The 16715-nt window shown below is 34.8% G+C and carries 14 protein-coding genes, 1 pseudogene and 1 riboswitch; of the genes and pseudogenes, 9 read left to right on the top strand and 6 right to left on the bottom strand.

Translation table 11 applies throughout. The features are described from left to right. The first annotated feature begins 75 nt into the window (after positions 1–75). Positions 76–969 carry a tetratricopeptide repeat protein gene (locus tag J3U63_RS03825; protein ID WP_267348229.1) on the top strand — a complete coding sequence of 298 codons (894 nt, stop codon included), beginning with the start codon at positions 76–78 and terminating at the stop codon, positions 967–969. 70 nt (positions 970–1039) lie between these two features. Here the strand turns inward: J3U63_RS03825 and J3U63_RS03830 are convergent, their stop codons facing one another. The 3 genes from J3U63_RS03830 to ydiK all read right to left on the bottom strand — a co-directional run bounded on the left by J3U63_RS03830 (position 1040) and on the right by ydiK (position 5118). Then, positions 1040–2416 (bottom strand): MATE family efflux transporter, encoded by a 1377-nt coding sequence (locus J3U63_RS03830; RefSeq protein WP_267348227.1) that lies wholly within the window; start codon positions 2414–2416, stop codon positions 1040–1042. A 154-nt stretch (positions 2417–2570) separates the two neighbouring features. Then, on the bottom strand, positions 2571–3926 hold the full coding sequence (gene pssA / locus J3U63_RS03835) for a CDP-diacylglycerol--serine O-phosphatidyltransferase (RefSeq protein ID WP_267332545.1): 1356 nt from the start codon (positions 3924–3926) through the stop codon (positions 2571–2573). A 139-nt stretch (positions 3927–4065) separates the two neighbouring features. Then, positions 4066–5118 (bottom strand): AI-2E family transporter YdiK, encoded by a 1053-nt coding sequence (ydiK, locus tag J3U63_RS03840; protein ID WP_267332546.1) that lies wholly within the window; start codon positions 5116–5118, stop codon positions 4066–4068. 103 nt (positions 5119–5221) lie between these two features. On the opposite strand from ydiK, the gene eco reads away from it, so the two are divergent. The 6 genes and pseudogenes from eco (at position 5222) to ribB (ending at position 12338) form a co-directional block, all read left to right on the top strand. Further along, entirely contained in the window at positions 5222–5716 is a 495-nt protein-coding gene (eco, locus tag J3U63_RS03845; RefSeq protein WP_267332547.1) for a serine protease inhibitor ecotin, read from the top strand. Positions 5717–6029: 313 nt separating this feature from the next. After that, positions 6030–7139 (top strand): extracellular solute-binding protein, encoded by a 1110-nt coding sequence (locus tag J3U63_RS03850; protein WP_065635108.1) that lies wholly within the window; start codon positions 6030–6032, stop codon positions 7137–7139. Positions 7140–7244: 105 nt separating this feature from the next. After that, the gene (potG, locus tag J3U63_RS03855; protein ID WP_218056922.1) at positions 7245–8381 is read left to right on the top strand and encodes a putrescine ABC transporter ATP-binding subunit PotG; all 1137 of its coding nucleotides are present in this window, start codon (positions 7245–7247) and stop codon (positions 8379–8381) included. Positions 8382–8699: 318 nt separating this feature from the next. Continuing rightward, positions 8700–9572 (top strand): annotated as a pseudogene (gene potH, locus J3U63_RS03860) (putrescine ABC transporter permease PotH); the annotation flags it as partial. A gap of 165 nt (positions 9573–9737) precedes the next feature. Beyond that, positions 9738–10574, top strand: coding sequence for an ABC transporter permease subunit (locus J3U63_RS03865; protein WP_416381292.1), 837 nt, complete (start codon positions 9738–9740; stop codon positions 10572–10574). Between the two features lie 766 nt (positions 10575–11340). Beyond that, positions 11341–11499: riboswitch (FMN riboswitch) on the top strand. A gap of 200 nt (positions 11500–11699) precedes the next feature. Beyond that, positions 11700–12338, top strand: a complete 639-nt coding sequence (gene ribB / locus J3U63_RS03870; protein ID WP_267366918.1) for a 3,4-dihydroxy-2-butanone-4-phosphate synthase — start codon at positions 11700–11702, stop codon at positions 12336–12338. 183 nt (positions 12339–12521) lie between these two features. Here ribB and J3U63_RS03875 read toward each other — a convergent pair whose 3' ends face one another. After that, positions 12522–13169 (bottom strand): TetR/AcrR family transcriptional regulator, encoded by a 648-nt coding sequence (locus J3U63_RS03875; RefSeq protein ID WP_267332551.1) that lies wholly within the window; start codon positions 13167–13169, stop codon positions 12522–12524. Positions 13170–13533: 364 nt separating this feature from the next. Here J3U63_RS03875 and J3U63_RS03880 point away from each other — a divergent pair, with 364 nt between their 5' ends. Together J3U63_RS03880 and J3U63_RS03885 are read left to right on the top strand one after the other, a co-directional pair. After that, positions 13534–13857: a DMT family transporter gene (locus tag J3U63_RS03880; protein ID WP_267332552.1), complete on the top strand. Its 324-nt coding sequence runs from the start codon at positions 13534–13536 to the stop codon at positions 13855–13857. A 31-nt stretch (positions 13858–13888) separates the two neighbouring features. Next, entirely contained in the window at positions 13889–14203 is a 315-nt protein-coding gene (locus J3U63_RS03885; RefSeq protein ID WP_267344805.1) for a DMT family transporter, read from the top strand. A 250-nt stretch (positions 14204–14453) separates the two neighbouring features. Here the strand turns inward: J3U63_RS03885 and J3U63_RS03890 are convergent, their stop codons facing one another. Together J3U63_RS03890 and srmB are read right to left on the bottom strand one after the other, a co-directional pair. Then, on the bottom strand, positions 14454–15056 hold the full coding sequence (locus J3U63_RS03890) for a peroxiredoxin C (RefSeq protein WP_267332554.1): 603 nt from the start codon (positions 15054–15056) through the stop codon (positions 14454–14456). A gap of 109 nt (positions 15057–15165) precedes the next feature. Next, positions 15166–16488, bottom strand: a complete 1323-nt coding sequence (srmB, locus tag J3U63_RS03895) for an ATP-dependent RNA helicase SrmB (protein ID WP_267370491.1) — start codon at positions 16486–16488, stop codon at positions 15166–15168. Between the last annotated feature and the right edge of the window lie 227 nt (positions 16489–16715).

Genomic DNA, 16715 nt, shown 5'->3' on the forward strand with positions numbered 1-16715 from the left:
ATCTAAGATAGTTGAAGCCGCCATTGTTATGACCTAACAACGGGGATTTCAAGTAATGGAGTTTAGAAATAAAAGATGAATAAAAATGTAACTGCTTTACTCTTATTTTTATTGTCTGTGAGTTCAACCAACGCTAATGAATTAAAAAAATTAAGTAATGATGAACTTTTGCAAATGACAGCTGAAAGTTTACCAGAAAAACCGCAATATGATTTTGGCATTCAATATCAATATGTTGATGGTAATGAGCTACAAGATAGTATTAAATTAAAACAATGGCTTGACGCTGCTGCTTTACAAGGTGATGCTGGTGCAGAATTTGATTTAGCCACATTGTACCAAAATAGCATTGGTATTGAACACAATAGTCACTTAGCTAAGCAATGGTATGAAAAATCAGCACAACAAGGAAATGCTGATGCTCAATATGCTTTAGGCTGTTATTACTTTTATGGGTATGCTGATGAACAAGATTATGCTAAAGCAAAAGTGTGGTATGAAAAAGCGGCTCTACAAGGTGATGTACGTGCACAATTGCAATTAGGTTTAATGTTTTCAAATGGGTATGGTGTTGAAAAAGATTATCAGCAAGCGAAAAGTTGGTTTGATAAGTCAGTTGTACAAAACGATAATCGCGCTAAAGTAATGTTAGGTCTAATGTATTTAAATGGTAACGGCGTTGAGAAAAATTATAATGATGCAAAATCATGGATTATAGACAGCGCCAAATTAAACATTGAAAATGACCTTGCTCTTATGTATATAAATAATGATGGCAGCCAACCAGATTATGTTCAAGCGATAAAACTATTTGAAGTTGCTGCAAAAACTGATGTTCATGCAAAATATTACTTAGGATTAATGTTTATTCAAGGTGTTTTTGTTGAGCCAAACTATGTCAAGTCAACACAATACTTTATTCAAGCATGTGATGACCCTGATGTTGGTGATATTCCAATTTGTTTTTGATCTTTAACCTTAAAACTGGTCATAATTTATATCGATTAAAAAAGTAATGAATTTATATTTTTTATACTAACTATTGGTGACATCGACTCTTTATCGATTTGAAATACCAAAATAGTACCGTAAATGCAACGCCAGTTGATAAAAGATCTGCTGTTGGTGATGAGGCCCAAACTCCATCCAATCCAAAGCATAACGGTAATAGGTATAGTGTTGGCAATAAGATCAAAATTTGTCGGGAAAGACTTAATAAAATGGATATTTTTGCCATACCAATACACTGAAAAAAGCTTGTGGTAACCATTTGAAAACCGACAAAAGCAAACGATAAAGTCGTGTATCGTAAAGCTATCGCCGATATGTGCACTAAATCCTCATCAGAACTAAATGCGCGCACTAACACATCTGGAACAAAAAATCCTAAAATAAAGCCAATGCTAGTAATGACTGTTGCAACTTTGACCCCATAGAAGAAAGTGGCTTTAACTCGTAGATAGTCTTTCGAACCATAGTTATAGCCAATAATCGGTTGCATTCCTTGATTGATACCAATAACAATCATAATAATCAATGTAATTAATCGATTAGCATTGGAATAACCTGCAATTGCATCATCACTTGAAACGTTTGACAAAGGAGCATAATGGGTAAGTTGCCAATTAATAAACACAACCACAATAGAGGCGGCGACTTGCATCGCAAAAGGTGACATACCAATTGATAAAATTGATTTAATATATATCCAATTAAGTCTAAAGTTACATCGATACAGTTTGATATTACTATTTTTACTGATAAAGTGCTGCATCACAAATAAAAAGCTAATGAACATCGATAAAGTAGTTGCAAAAGCTGCACCACGCATCCCCCAACCAAAGCCAATGATAAAAATAGGTGCTAAAATGATATTGGCAATGACACTAATAAACATGGTGACCATTGCTTTAAATGGGTAACCGCTTGCCCGCATCATATTGTTATAATTAAATGTTAACGTAATAAATATGCTACCGGGCAAATATACTTGTAAAAACTCTTTAGCATATTGATGATTGGTTGGGCTGGAGCCGACAAAATGTAACACGGGATCAACAAAGTAGAGTAATGATGCTAAAGTTATACCGCTTAAAACAGCCGTTAACATAAATGATGTGCCAGCAATTTTTTCGGCTTTATCCGTTTCTCCACGACCTAAAAAAATCGATATGCGACTGGCTGACCCAATACCTACAAGCATACCGATACCCGCGGTCAGGTTCATTACAGGTAAAATAATACCAGCCCCACTCAGTGCCTCACGACCAATCCAGTGACCAATAAATACCCCATCAATAATGTTATACAGTGTATTGACAATAGTACCAATTACCGCCGGTAAAGCATACTGCCAAAATAACCAACTAATTTTTTTATTTTTGAAATTATTGTAAACATCTTGAGAGTGAGTCATCGATTCTATTTTCCCACAGTTAAATGTTGTAAAAAATATTAAAAAAGCGCGATATTTGCGTTTGAAATAATTTAAATTGCATGACTAAAGGGGCATTAAAAGCGTAATGACTGATCTCAATACCAACTAATTTAAATTTATTTAGTCTAACACGTTATAACAAACGTTTAATAATTCTATCAACACGAATGCGACTTAAGCGTTTAATCAATTTATGTACCTGTTTTGGATAAAATTGACTAGCTTGAATTTGTTGGAAATGAGTAACCAACGTCGTTTTTTGACGAATGGTATCGAGTTCCTGCTTAATTTGTTTTTGTAACTCTTGTTTAGGGTCATGAACTAAAATGCCATTTTCCAGATCTAAACGCCAAGCACGCGGATTAAGATTATTGCCTGTAATAAGCATCCATTGATTGTCTACCCAAACACCTTTAAGGTGATAAGTTTGATCTTCATCTTTCCACAAACGAATAATTAATTGTTGTTTATCAATATAAGGTTGTAAGCGTTCAATAAAGTTTCTTAAATTGATTTCGTATAAATAAGGTAATCCACCCGAAATATTAAAAGGTTTATCTGGCGGAATATAAAAATCATTTGCTTCTTTATCGCCAATAATAATTTCCACTTGTCTCCCTTTTCTAAGTAATCGAATAATATCGCGAACCAAGATATTGGGTAAATTGAAATAAGGGGTACAAAATATAACGTTATGTTGTGTTGTATTAATCAGATGATGAATAATTTTATTTAAACTATTATTGCGCCCAAGTCCTGCAATAGGCGAGACGGTTAATTCATTGTTACTTGCATAACTTTCATATTGATAATTTGCTTCACTAAGGTGTTGGCGTAATGTTTTTATTTCAGCTTTAATTTGTTTACGGGTTTTATGGTGTTCTACATCTAAACGCTGTAATCCCTCAAAAGGTAAAAAATTATCATTGACATATTTTATCATGCAATCAGCTAGCGTTTTATTTGTGATAAAATGGTATCTATCATACCGATATTTATTGAACTTATGTAAATAGACATTATTGATACTTGCCCCGCTATATATGACTGTATCATCAATAATTAACCCTTTAAGATGTAACACACCAAGTACTTCTCGACGGTTAATGGGTACACCATAAACTGGAATGTCAATATCGGGATGCTGCTGCTTCATCTGATTATAATAACGAGCATTGGTTTGGTTTTTATCTTCTCCAAACCGTCCGCGTTGTGCTCGATGCCAGTCGACAAAAATTTTAATGTCTAAATTTGGTTTTTGTTTTTTTGCCTGATAAAGTGCATTTAAGATTTCTTGTCCAGCTTCATCTTGCTCTAAATATAACGCTATTATGTAAATTCGGTGTTGTGCTTTATAAATACTGTCGAGCAAAGCAATTCTGTATGAATTTGGATCAAATAAAATGCGGTATTGACTAGCATCTTGAGGAATTTTTGCTAAATCATCAAGATGCTTTTGATGGTTATATCTAATAAAAGGTATTCTCATTATTTATATATTATTGTAACTGGACTATGTAGTAGCATAGCATAAAATACACCAGAAAATAATACTCCTTTTTACATTACATTAAGGGCATAAATCAAGTTTGTAACAAGCTTCGATTAATGACTATTCAACTTTATTGTTAAGCTTGCTCATCGACCCATGATTCAATAAGCTTATAAGTCAATGCTAACACAACTGGACCGATAAACAATCCCATAATACCAAAGGCGAGTATTCCTCCAATAACACCAAATAATATGAGCAAAAATGGTAAATCGGCGCCTTTTTTTATTAAATATGCACGCATTACACTATCAAGAGTGGTTAAAATAATCGCAACAAAAATTAATACAATCGCCGAAATGGTATTTCCATCCCAAAATTGCCAGATAATGCAGCCTATCATGACAATGACCGGACCAATTTGCGCCACACAGCAGATAAATAAAATGAGCGTCAAAATGCCAGGAAAAGGCATGTTAGTAAGCACAAAACTGATGCCACCAATTAGTGCTAACGTAATGGCGGTAACGACAACACCTAAAGCTACGGCTCTTATTGCTTGACCAGCTAAAGTAACGGTTGTTTTACCATAGTGTTTTGATAAACGATTAGCAAAAACATAGACGTATTTTGTAATACTTTCACCTTTAAGAAATAATAATAAACTAAAGATGATCATTACACCGGCATGGAAGATGAATATACTGATATTGGTCGCTTGTTCTAAAAGCCATCCAACCAAAATACCGATATATGGCTGGATATCAGAAATCAGCTCCGATCCATCTGTTTGAATAATTTCTAACCATTTTTGGTGTAATTCATTTCCAAACATAGGTAGGCTACTTAACCAATCTAAGGTCGGTAATTCACGATGAGGTAGTGTTCTGGCCCATTCAATTAAATAATGGCCATTTTGTGCAACACTACTAATAATTAATATAAATGGTATAATACAAACGAAAGCCAAAATTAGTGCCATGACTAATAGTGATAACCAGCGTTTATTAAATAATTTTTGTTGGATTTTGATCATTAATGGCCAAGTGGCAATTACCACCATGACCGCCCAAAAAAAACCAAACAAAAAAGGTTCAACTACACGATAAGTAATAATGATTAGTAATCCTATTATTAATAGGTTTAGAATCAATTTAAGTAAATCGTACGTATTGTTTTCAGCTGGCATTTTTGTACCATATTATTTAGTCTAGAAAATGTTATTATACGCAATAAGATTCAAAAAGCATATGTTGTATGTTAACCATTATACTTTTTTCGGAGGTGTAAAAATGAAGAAAATAATGTTATTAATGATGATGAGTGTTGCATTAGCGGCGTGTTCGACATCACCAAAATCAGCTAAAGTTGTACAAAATGTAAATGATACAGCACCTTTCCCAGAAGCCATGCCTGGCTATACTCGCTATGCTATTCATCTTCCTGCATTAAAAGATGAAAATAGTGCCCGTGTCGAAGTATTAGTTGGTAAAGATATGAATGTTGATTGTAATGCGCATAGTCTTAGCGCGACTATTAAACAACAAGAATTGAAAGGCTGGGGATATTCATATTATGTGGTAGATAAAGCCAAAGATGGCATATCAACACTCATGGCTTGCCCAGAAAGTGCTAATAAAAATCAATTTGTAACTATCGGTAACAATATTGGAACGCTAAATTATAATAGCCGTTTACCAATCGTTTTTTATGTACCAAATGATTTAACTGTTAAATATCGTGTTTGGCAAGCAGATGCCAAAATTTTGCAAGCGACTGCCGAATAAAACAGCTAAATTAATTGTCAATTTATGATAAATAGTGGGTTGAGCGGTCAAAATATCGTCACTCAACCCCGAAACTTAGGATATTTGATATTTTAAGTAGACATCTCAAAAAAAAAAGGTATTTTATCCCTCGTAATGCAAGGTTAGCTCTACTCGTTCATTAAATTTATTAATGACTTGTGATTGCCTGATTACCTCGGTTTCGCCATACTTTTTAACGAAGTTATTGGTAAAATTTGGGGGTCCATTGAAGTTATCCAATGGGCTTGTGTCTAACATGTAATATCCCTAAACTAGAGGAGAAGTGGTGAGCATGTTTACTCAACGTAAAACAATTCTTTCAATCGTAGCTGGTGTTTCACTAGCGTTATCTCAATCAGCAATAGCTAAAGATCGAGTCGTCCATTTTTATAATTGGGCAGGACAAATCGGTTCACAAACTATCAGTGATTTTGAAAAATCAACAGGTATAAAACTGGTTTATGATGTTTATGATTCAAACGAAGCATTAGAAGGAAAACTCATGGCAGGGCATTCAGGTTTTGATGTCGTATCGCCTTCTGATAGCTTTTTAGCTAGACAAATTAAATCTGGAATTTATTTACCGCTAGATAAAAGTAAATTACCAAATTGGAAAAATCTAGATCCTAATTTAATGAAATTGATGGCTAACCACGATCCTGATAATACCTATGCCATTCCTTATGTTTGGATGACAACGGGTATTGGTTATAACATCGATAAGGTGAAAGAACGTTTAGGCGATAATGCACCTGTAGATAGCTGGGACTTAGTGTTTAAACCCGAAAATATGGAAAAACTCAAAGATTGTGGAGTCGCATTTTTAGATGCTCCGACCGAAATTTTTGCTAGTGCTCTTCAATATTTAGGTAAAGATCCAAATAGTACAGATGCTAAAGATTACACTGGTGCTGCTTACGAGTTGTTAGAAAAAGTGAGACCGAATATTCGTTACTTCCATTCCTCACAATATATTACAGATCTTGCTAACGGCGATATTTGCGTTATTTTAGGTTGGTCAGGCGATATTTTACAATCCCGAGATAGAGCAAACGAAGCGAAAAACGGCGTACATATTGGTTATCAAATTCCAAAAGAAGGGGCATTAGTCTTCTTTGATACTTTTGCTATTCCAAAAGATTCAGAAAATGTAGAAGAAGCACATGAGTTCTTAAACTTTGTCATGAAACCAGAAATTGCAGCGCAAGTAACCAACGATGTTAACTTTGCAAGTGCGAATAAAGCGGCTAATGATGAGTTTGTTAAACCAGAAGTGAAAAATGATCCAGCGGTTTATCCAAAACCAGAAGTAATGGAAAAATTATTCACTTTAAAAGTAAAAGAACCAAAACTTGAACGTGTTATTACCCGCACGTGGACAAAACTAAAAACTGGTAAATAACCGATATTTTTGGTACTACACTATTTACTAGTCTAATATAGACGGAGAGGTTAATTTGATCTTTCCGTCTCGTTTTTTATGGCTTGTTGTTATGAGGAAAAAAGAGTGAACAATAAAACAACAAATCAGGTACAGCCTAAAAAAAAGATGATAACTCCATTACTGGAGATCAAAAATTTAACGAAAGTTTTTAATGATGATTATTATGCGGTTGATGATGTCAACCTCACCATTTATACCGGTGAGATATTTGCCTTGTTAGGGGCATCGGGCAGTGGAAAATCAACATTATTGCGTATGCTTGCTGGTTTTGAACAACCTACATCCGGACAGATTATTTTAGATGGTAAGGACTTATCGCAAGTGCCTCCTTACAATCGCCCAATTAATATGATGTTTCAATCGTATGCTTTATTTCCTCACATGACGGTTGAGCAAAATATTGCTTTTGGCTTAAAACAAGACAAATTAAATGCGCACGAAATCAAACAACGCGTTGAAGAGATGTTAGCGCTTGTTCATATGGAGCAATTTGGTAAACGTAAGCCCCATCAGCTATCAGGTGGTCAAAGGCAACGTGTAGCGTTGGCTCGCAGTCTAGCGAAAAGACCAAAATTATTATTACTTGATGAACCAATGGGTGCATTGGATAAACAACTTCGTGATCGTATGCAACTTGAAGTAGTTAGCATTTTAGAACAAGTAGGTGCAACTTGTGTCATGGTTACGCACGATCAAGAAGAAGCAATGACGATGGCAGGACGAATTGCCATTATGAATAAAGGTCAATTTGTACAAATCGGTGAACCAGAAGAGATTTACGAACATCCAAACAGCCGTTACAGTGCTGAATTTATTGGATCAGTGAATATTTTCGATGGTATTTTGCAAGAAACATTAGAAGATGGTTTGATTCTTAACTGCCCAATGATCAAACACCCATTAAAAGTCGATTATGATTCACCAGCGGTTGAAGGTGTTCCTATTCAAGTTGCACTACGCCCAGAAAAAATTAAATTATGTGACGAAATTCCAGAACAAGGTTACAACGTAGCAAGTGGTGAGGTTGTTGAAATTGCCTATCTTGGTGATTTATCAATTTATCATGTCAAATTACCAAGTGGGCAAATTATTATTGCGCAGTTACAAAACGAACATCGTTATCGTAAAGGTATGCCAACATGGGGCGACATTGTCAATCTGAGTTGGGATATTGATAGTTGTGTTGTGCTTACCGAATAAACAAAAGAGGATATCATGATGCGATCCATTTTATTGGGTTTATTGTTGAATGCATTTGTATTACTCAATGTTTATTGGCGTTTTGTCTCAACAGATTCATTTGACAATCTATTTTTAGATGCGCTTTTCACTGCAATGACATTCAGCTTTTTATTGTCATGTTTAGGATTCTACTTAGCCTATTATAAGCCATCTAAATTTGCTTATCGTTTGATTATTGCCGGCAGTATTTTATTTATTCCTGCTGGTTTGGTCGCAATCTATTTTGCTTATAAAAAGATGCGCCAACAACGTAATGACTCAGATTTAATGACGTTATATGGTCGACTAGCAGTGATTAGTATCCCTTATTTATGGATGTTATTACTGTTTTTATTACCATTTTTAATTGTATTTCGAATTAGTTTTTCTGAAATGGCTTCAGCGGTACCGCCTTATACTGATTTATTCAGTTATGATGATGGTTTACTCAATATTGCTTTAAATTTTGGTAATTACTTAAATTTACTGAGCGATACCATTTACATTGATTCTTATTTGCAATCATTGAAAGTAGCGGCTATTTCAACGATTCTATGTATTTTAATTGGCTATCCATTAGCTTGGGCTATTTCACAATGTAAAGCCTCAACTCGAAATATCTTATTATTATTAATTATCTTACCATCATGGACTTCGTTTTTAATTCGAGTATATGCTTGGATAGGTATTTTAAATCCTAATGGGCTACTCAATAATTTCTTAATGTGGTTAGGCGTTATTGATCAACCACTTATCATCATGAAGACCTATTTTGCGGTTTATATTGGTATTGTTTATTCTTATTTACCTTTTGTGGTACTGCCAATTTATACCTCATTAAGTAAAGTGGACTCTACGTTGATCGAAGCAGCATTAGATTTGGGATGTAAACCAATTAAAACCTTTTTTAAAATTATTGTGCCATTAACTAAAAATGGCGTAATTGCTGGCGGTATGTTGGTCTTTATTCCGGCTGTTGGGGAGTATGTGATTCCTGAACTATTAGGTCCATCTGAAGGCATTATGATAGGTACACAACTTTGGACTGAATTCTTTAATAACCATGACTGGCCGGCAGCATCTGCAGTGGCTTCGGTAATGTTATTGATATTAATTATACCTATTTACTACTTTAATAAATTCCAAAATCGACAATTGGGAGGTAAATAGATGAACAATTTACCTGTTATTATGCGATCCGCTGTGATTATTTTTATTGCTTCATTCTTAGGCGCTTTATTGTTAACTGTTTTGATCTCGTCTTCAGGATTAGAATTAATTGGCAATAGTCATTTATACATTGGTTGTTTGATTTTCAGTGTGATTGTTACCTTGATTATCACTTTAGCGTTAATATGTCGCAGTTTAAAGGCGCTGATTTTATTGGTGGTATTTTCTTTTTTATATATCCCAATGATTATTTTAATTATTTATTCGTTTAATAGCTCTCGTCTGGTAACCGTTTGGGCTGATTTTTCGACTAAATGGTACGTTGAACTAGTGCATAACGAAACCCTGCTTAAAGCGGTAGGATTAAGTTTATCCATTGCCGCAGGGGCTGCAACGCTTGCTATTGTTCTTGGTACGTTAGCATCGTATGCAATTATCCGCTTTAGACGATTTAAAGGATCTAATCTTTTTTCATTTATGACTACTGCACCATTAGTCATGCCTGACGTTATTACTGGTTTAGCATTATTACTCTTATTTGTTGGAATGGGACAAGTATTAGGTTGGCCAAAAGATCGTGGCGCTATCACCATTTGGATGGCGCATGCAACTTTCTGTACAGCTTATGTCACAGTCGTTATAAGTGCAAGGTTGCGCGAGCTTGATAAGTCAATTGAAGAGGCAGCGTTAGATTTAGGTGCCAATCCTTTAAAAGTATTTTTCATTATTACGTTACCAATGATTGCACCGGCTTTAGTTTCAGGTTGGTTATTGGCGTTTACGCTATCACTTGATGATGTGGTTATTGCCAACTTTGTTACTGGTCCAGGCGCAATGACATTGCCAAAATTAATCTTTTCGAAAGTGAGATTAGGGGTCGATCCTCAGGTCAACGCATTGGCAACAATTATCTTATTCATAGTAGGAATAATTGGATTTATCTCATGGTTATGGATGCGTAAAGCTGAACGACGCAAAATACGTGAAATGCGCGGACATTAGATAATATTAATGTTTAATGGGATTTTAGGCTTTGCCTACCGTTGTTTTTGAGTGTTACAATGCAAGCGCTAAATTCAGGTTATAACCTGTTTTAGCGCTTATACTACAAGTTTAGTCTCGATTTTGTCACGTTAATAAAAGTACATTATGAATCATTGAAAATGATAATTCTTCATCTGCCACAATCTAAACATAATACTTTTAGCCGCATTTGTTTATCTTATTCTCATCCTTCATGTGTCATTGTTAAAAAGATTTAGTCGAAGCTATTTGGCGCTTGAATTGCTGTTGGCCGATTATTAAATCATGATCTGTAATTGTGTTGTATCAGTGCTGATTGGTTCAATGGATTGCGCAACATAAATTATTATGCTGATTTTGACGTGTAATAGGATGTTACTTTGCGTGACAGTGATAGCCTTTGCTATCTTTGTGTGGTTTGTTAACATGAATAGTTAGAATTAAGTGACTTTAAGCTAGCTTTGTTATTGAGTTTATAAACGCTTTTAGCGTTTAGGTCTAGGTTGTTAATGTATAACAATAGGTATCGATATTAATCAATCCTATTAACTGTTATTAAAGTTGTTACCCTAAATAACATTAAGCGATAAGCTAAATAACAGTGGTTAGCGCTTAGTGCAATTAGCTATAAACGTGTTTTTCTAATTGATATAGTACTTTCGATACAATTGCTTGAGGCTAACTTAATAAATTTCCGTGTTTTTTTACTTATTTTGTATTATAGTATATGCCGTCAATTTAGTGACAAAGTTCTCAGGGCGGGGCGTAATTCCCCACCGGTGGTATAGCCCACGAGCGCTTAATATTTATCCTATTATTATATAATATTGATAAACATTAAGGACAAGCAGATTTGGTGTAATTCCAAAGCCGACAGTTATAGTCTGGATGAAAGAGAGTAGCTTATCTTTTCTTAATTTGCTATTAGCAAAATCATTATGGTCAAGCACTTGCCCTGATTCTGGTATTTAATTTATTTATACTTATAGTTTTACTTAATGATATCTGCTTAATTGTTACAACTTTTTTATGTATCGATATCAGATTTGTTCTGTATTGCTTTGGGATAAATATAATTATTTTATAAAAGGATAGGTATTTACCATGAATCAGTTTAATTTAAATGAATTTGGAACAGCTATTGAACGGGTAGAGCGTGCAATCAGTTCCATCAAAGCCGGTCAAGGTGTTTTAGTTTTAGATGATGAAGATCGTGAAAACGAAGGCGATATTGTTTGGTCAGCCGAAACCATCACTACGCCACAAATGGCACTGACTATTCGTCATGGCAGTGGCATTGTCTGTTTATGTATGCCAAAAGCTTATTGTGATAAATTACAATTACCTATGATGGTGGCGAATAATACTAGCAAAAATCATACCGCATTTACGATATCAATTGAAGCGGCTCAAGGCGTAACAACAGGCGTTTCAGCCGCAGATCGCGTAACCACTATTAAAGCGGCCGTTGCTGATCATGCTAAACCGTGTGATTTAAATCATCCAGGACATGTTTTTCCATTAGTGGCTCAAGAAGGTGGAGTTTTAACACGTCGTGGCCATACTGAAGCGTCGGTTGATTTAGTGACTTTGGCCGGTTTTAAACCTGCTGCGGTCATTTGTGAAATCACCAATGATGATGGCTCAATGGCAAGAGCTCCGCAAATAGTTGAATTTGCCAAACAGCATAATTTACCCGTTGTAACAATTGAGGATATTGTAGAATATCGTAAAGCTAGATAATGAGATTTTATTATGCCGACTTTGTCGGCGTAATAATATTGATCATCCAATGTTAAACCTTTAAAGCACTGTATAAGTTAATTTCGACTCGGTTATTTAACGGCTTAATACTTAAATTTTATCTGAGATAAGTTTATTGATAACTAAATTTCTTAGTGTAATTTATGACTTATTAACCATTTTTTATAACGCTTTTTTGATGCCAGACAAAAATAATTCCACAGTAAAAGCAAATACTTGACCGGGTTCAACAGCTTGAAATGCAGGGGCTAATTTTTTTGTCAATGTAAAACCTTGCTGAGGCAAATTTTCAATGTCATTAAGATCTGCATCATCAGCAGGGCGAAGTAATCCCCCCGCTTCAGAAGCCGCAAGCCCAATAATACAAGCGTAATAACCTAAACAAAAACGGGTTACTTGATTATCATTAAAGCCAGCATCCGTTAACGCCTGACAAACATATTCAGCTCGAATATAATCGGCAAGTCCTGTACTCCAAAACTGCTGCATTAATTTAAAACTATTTGGATAGGCAAGAGCTATTTGCCGATATTGATAAGCTAAATGTCGAAGGCGTTCATCCCAAGGCATGCTGTTATCAATAGTTGATATTCTACGGGTTAATTCTTCAGCCATTGCCCGTTCCAGTCCTTTTTTTGATTTAAAATGATACTGTAGTGACATTGGATCACAAGCAATTTTGGCGGCAAGTTTACGTACACTAAAAGCGGAATTGCCAACTTCCTCCATAAAATCTATCGCTGCCATTACCATTGCTTGGGCTTCAAGTCCTTTTGGCCCTGTATTTTTCATTTTATCGGAATTTTTCATAGCTAATCTCAAGATGTTACAGCATTAATATTATATCGTTATTGTAATAATTCATGCAAAACTAACCTAATCATGAAAGCTTGAACTATTGAATAATAAACGATTTTAACCTTGCAATTTCTATTTCTTCGTTGTAGAATTATTTTATTATAAACAATTTATAATAGAATTTTGTAAAAAAGTTTAAGTAATTATATACATTTCAGTATAAAACAGGCTTTGTCTTTTTTAACAAATTAACTAATTTCTTTTGGTGGCAACTTTCTTGGTTTGCGAACCATCTTTTGTTTTCTACGATACAAATTCGGTGAAAAAGCAAAACTAAATAATGATAAAAAGAGTTGATGATAGCAATGAGGTAGCTATGTCTAATATAAATAAAGAGTGGGCATTTGTCGTGCTTACCTGTTTTTTTGAGTTGTGTTGGATCTTTGGATTCAGTGTCGCAACCGAATTATGGCATTGGCTTATCATTATCACTTTACTTATTGTCGATTTTACGTTTTTAACAAATGCCTGCAAAACCATACCTACAGGTACTGTGTATGCAATTTTTTCAGGGGTTGGTGCAGTCGGTGCAACCATTTTTGATGTGTTATTATTTGATAAACATATCACATTGCTTCACGTGTTTTTTGTGGCTTTAATTATTATTGGTGTTATTCAACTTAAACGTACTGATAGTTAACAATAAGGATATTAGTAGGAGATAAGTATTCATGGGTTGGCTGTTAATTTTGACTGCATCGATTTTTGAAGTTGTAGGTGCAGTGGGGCTTAAGCTTTATGCAGAGAAAAAAAATATACTAAGATTAATTGCCTATTGGGGCGGTTTTTTTATCTCTTTTGTATTATTTTATTTTTCACTTCATTATCTTGAGTTAAGTATTGTTTACCCTGTTTGGGTAGGGCTTGGAACATCTGGTGCAGTATTAGCCAATATATTTTTATTTAATGAACCTAAAAATATGCAACGTTTATTTGGTTTACTTATCATCATTATTGGAGTAGTTGGATTACATATGACGATGTGATGCAATATTATCAATCTTAATCAATGCCTGTTATTGATTTCATTACTAGAACATAAACCCCACTGTTGCGATCCTACTTATCGATAAGTTGAATTATCCAATTATTTATCATATAAAAAAACTAAAACGTTCAGCATAAACTATGCTTTGATAATTCTAAATTACAATAAAATAATAGATAAAAAAACCGGAGATAAACTCCGGTTAACGCAAAGCTTTTGAATAAAACGTTAGAACGATAATGTAATAATTAAATTTCTTTAGCGTGTTGTTTTAGGTAACTTGCAACGCCGTTTGGATTAGCTTGCATACCTTGTTTACCTTTTGTCCATTGTGCAGGACAAACTTCGCCATGTTCTTCGTGGAATTGGAAAGCATCAACAATACGAATCATTTCATCAATATTGCGACCAATTGGTAAATCATTGATAGTTTCGTGACGAACAATACCCGATTTATCGATAAAGAATGACGCACGTAGAGCAACACCAGCTTCAGGATGTTCAACGCCATATGCTTGCATAATTGCATGTTTAATGTCCGCGACAATTGGGAATTTGACTTCACCAATACCACCTTTATCTTGTGGAGTATTACGCCAAGCGTTGTGAACATACTCAGAGTCCATTGAAACACCAATTACTTCAACTCCACGTTTTTTAAATTCATCTAAACGGTGATCAAAAGCAATAATTTCTGAAGGGCAAACAAAAGTGAAGTCCATTGGCCAAAAGAATACAACTGCATATTTACCTTTGATATGATCAGCTAAATTAAAATTGTTTACAATTTCGCCAGTACCTAAAACAGCTGCTGAAGTAAAATCAGGGGCTTTGCGAGTGACTAATGTCATAATTTTCTCCTTAACAAATAAAATATAAATCAAGCAACGGAAGTTATTATAGCAATTAACGCTATTTGTCCAATTCGTTATAAGCAATTGATTTCATAAGTTCAAACTATTAACTTTGTTGTTTTTGTTCGAAATTACTTATTGATTTTTTCGGCTTCCCTTTATTTTTAGTATCACGATGGCGCAATTTTACTTTTTTATTTTTTGCATCTTGTTTTTTAGTTTCACTTTTTAATTTTGCTTTTTGTGATGGCTTTTTCTTGGTTACGCGTTTAGGGGCTTTGGTTTTCGGTCTCAATTCATCAATAGTTCTTAACTTAATCGGTTCTTGAATGTAACGTTCAATTTTTTGCAATAACTCATTATCATGAGCTTCGATTAGCATTATCGCCGTGCCTTTTTTGCCAGCACGAGCCGTACGACCAATGCGGTGTAAATAGACATCCGCTGTTTTAGGGGCGTCAAAATTAATCACATGGCTAATATCATCAATGTCAATACCGCGTGCAGCGACATCAGTCGCCACTAATACATTAACGGTATTATTGCTCATTCTTTTTATTGCTTCGTTGCGTTTGGCTTGTACCATTTCACCTTCTAAGTAACAACTATTGATGCCAGCTTGATGTAACCAAGTCACCAATTCATGCACACGTTCACGTTTACGTACAAAGATAATGGTTTTTTTCAACTCATCTTGTTTTAATAAATGGATTAATAAAGCCACTTTATGCGTTAAATCATCGGCTCGATAATAAAATTGTAAGATCTTTTTGCGCTCTTTGCGTGAAGGATCGGCATTAATTTCGATTGGATCATTTAAGATACGGCTGGCAAAGTTATGCAATCCTTCACCTTCAAGCGTTGCCGAGAATAAAAGTGTTTGTTTACGCCAACGCGTCTCTGCCGAAATGGTTTCAACATCTTGTGAAAAGCCCATATCTAACATACGATCAGCTTCATCTAAAATTAACATTTCAACAGCGCGGCAATCAAAATTTTCTTCTTTGATATATTGTAATAATCGACCGGTTGTCGCTATCACAATATCTTGATTTTTGCTAAACACTTCAGCATGATTCATATAAGCCACACCGCCGGTTATTGTCGCAGTGCTCAGATGCGTTGATTGTGTTAGGCGCTTCGATTGTTCTGCAATTTGCATGGCAAGTTCACGAGTTGGTGTTAAAATTAAAATACGTGGTGGACCAGGTTTACGTCTAGGAAAATCGAGCAGATGTTGCACCGCTGGGATTAAAAAAGCCAATGTTTTGCCGGTACCTGTGGGTGCAGATCCTAAAATATCTTTACCCTCGAGTGCGGCAGGAATAGTTTGCGCCTGAATGGCTGTTGGTGTATGAATATTTTGTGCTTGCAGGTTTTCGATTAAGATCTCATCTAATCCTAAATCTAAAAAAGTTTGTGCGGTCATAATGATCTTTTTTATCTAAAATTTTGTTACACATTATAGCGGCAATCCCTATAACTACAATCAATAAAAGCGTAGCAATGCTTAATGGTTGAACGGAAAATAAATAATTTGCAGTCCATCAACGTGTACCTTTAAGCGTCATCAACGCCTTACAAAACTTTACGGAAAAACACATTACAAAAAAATTCATATCATTTAGTATATTATTAAATTATTATTCGATTAGC

The organism is Gilliamella sp. B2838 (genome assembly GCF_026536185.1).
In the GTDB taxonomy this organism is placed as follows: Bacteria; Pseudomonadota; Gammaproteobacteria; order Enterobacterales; family Orbaceae; genus Gilliamella.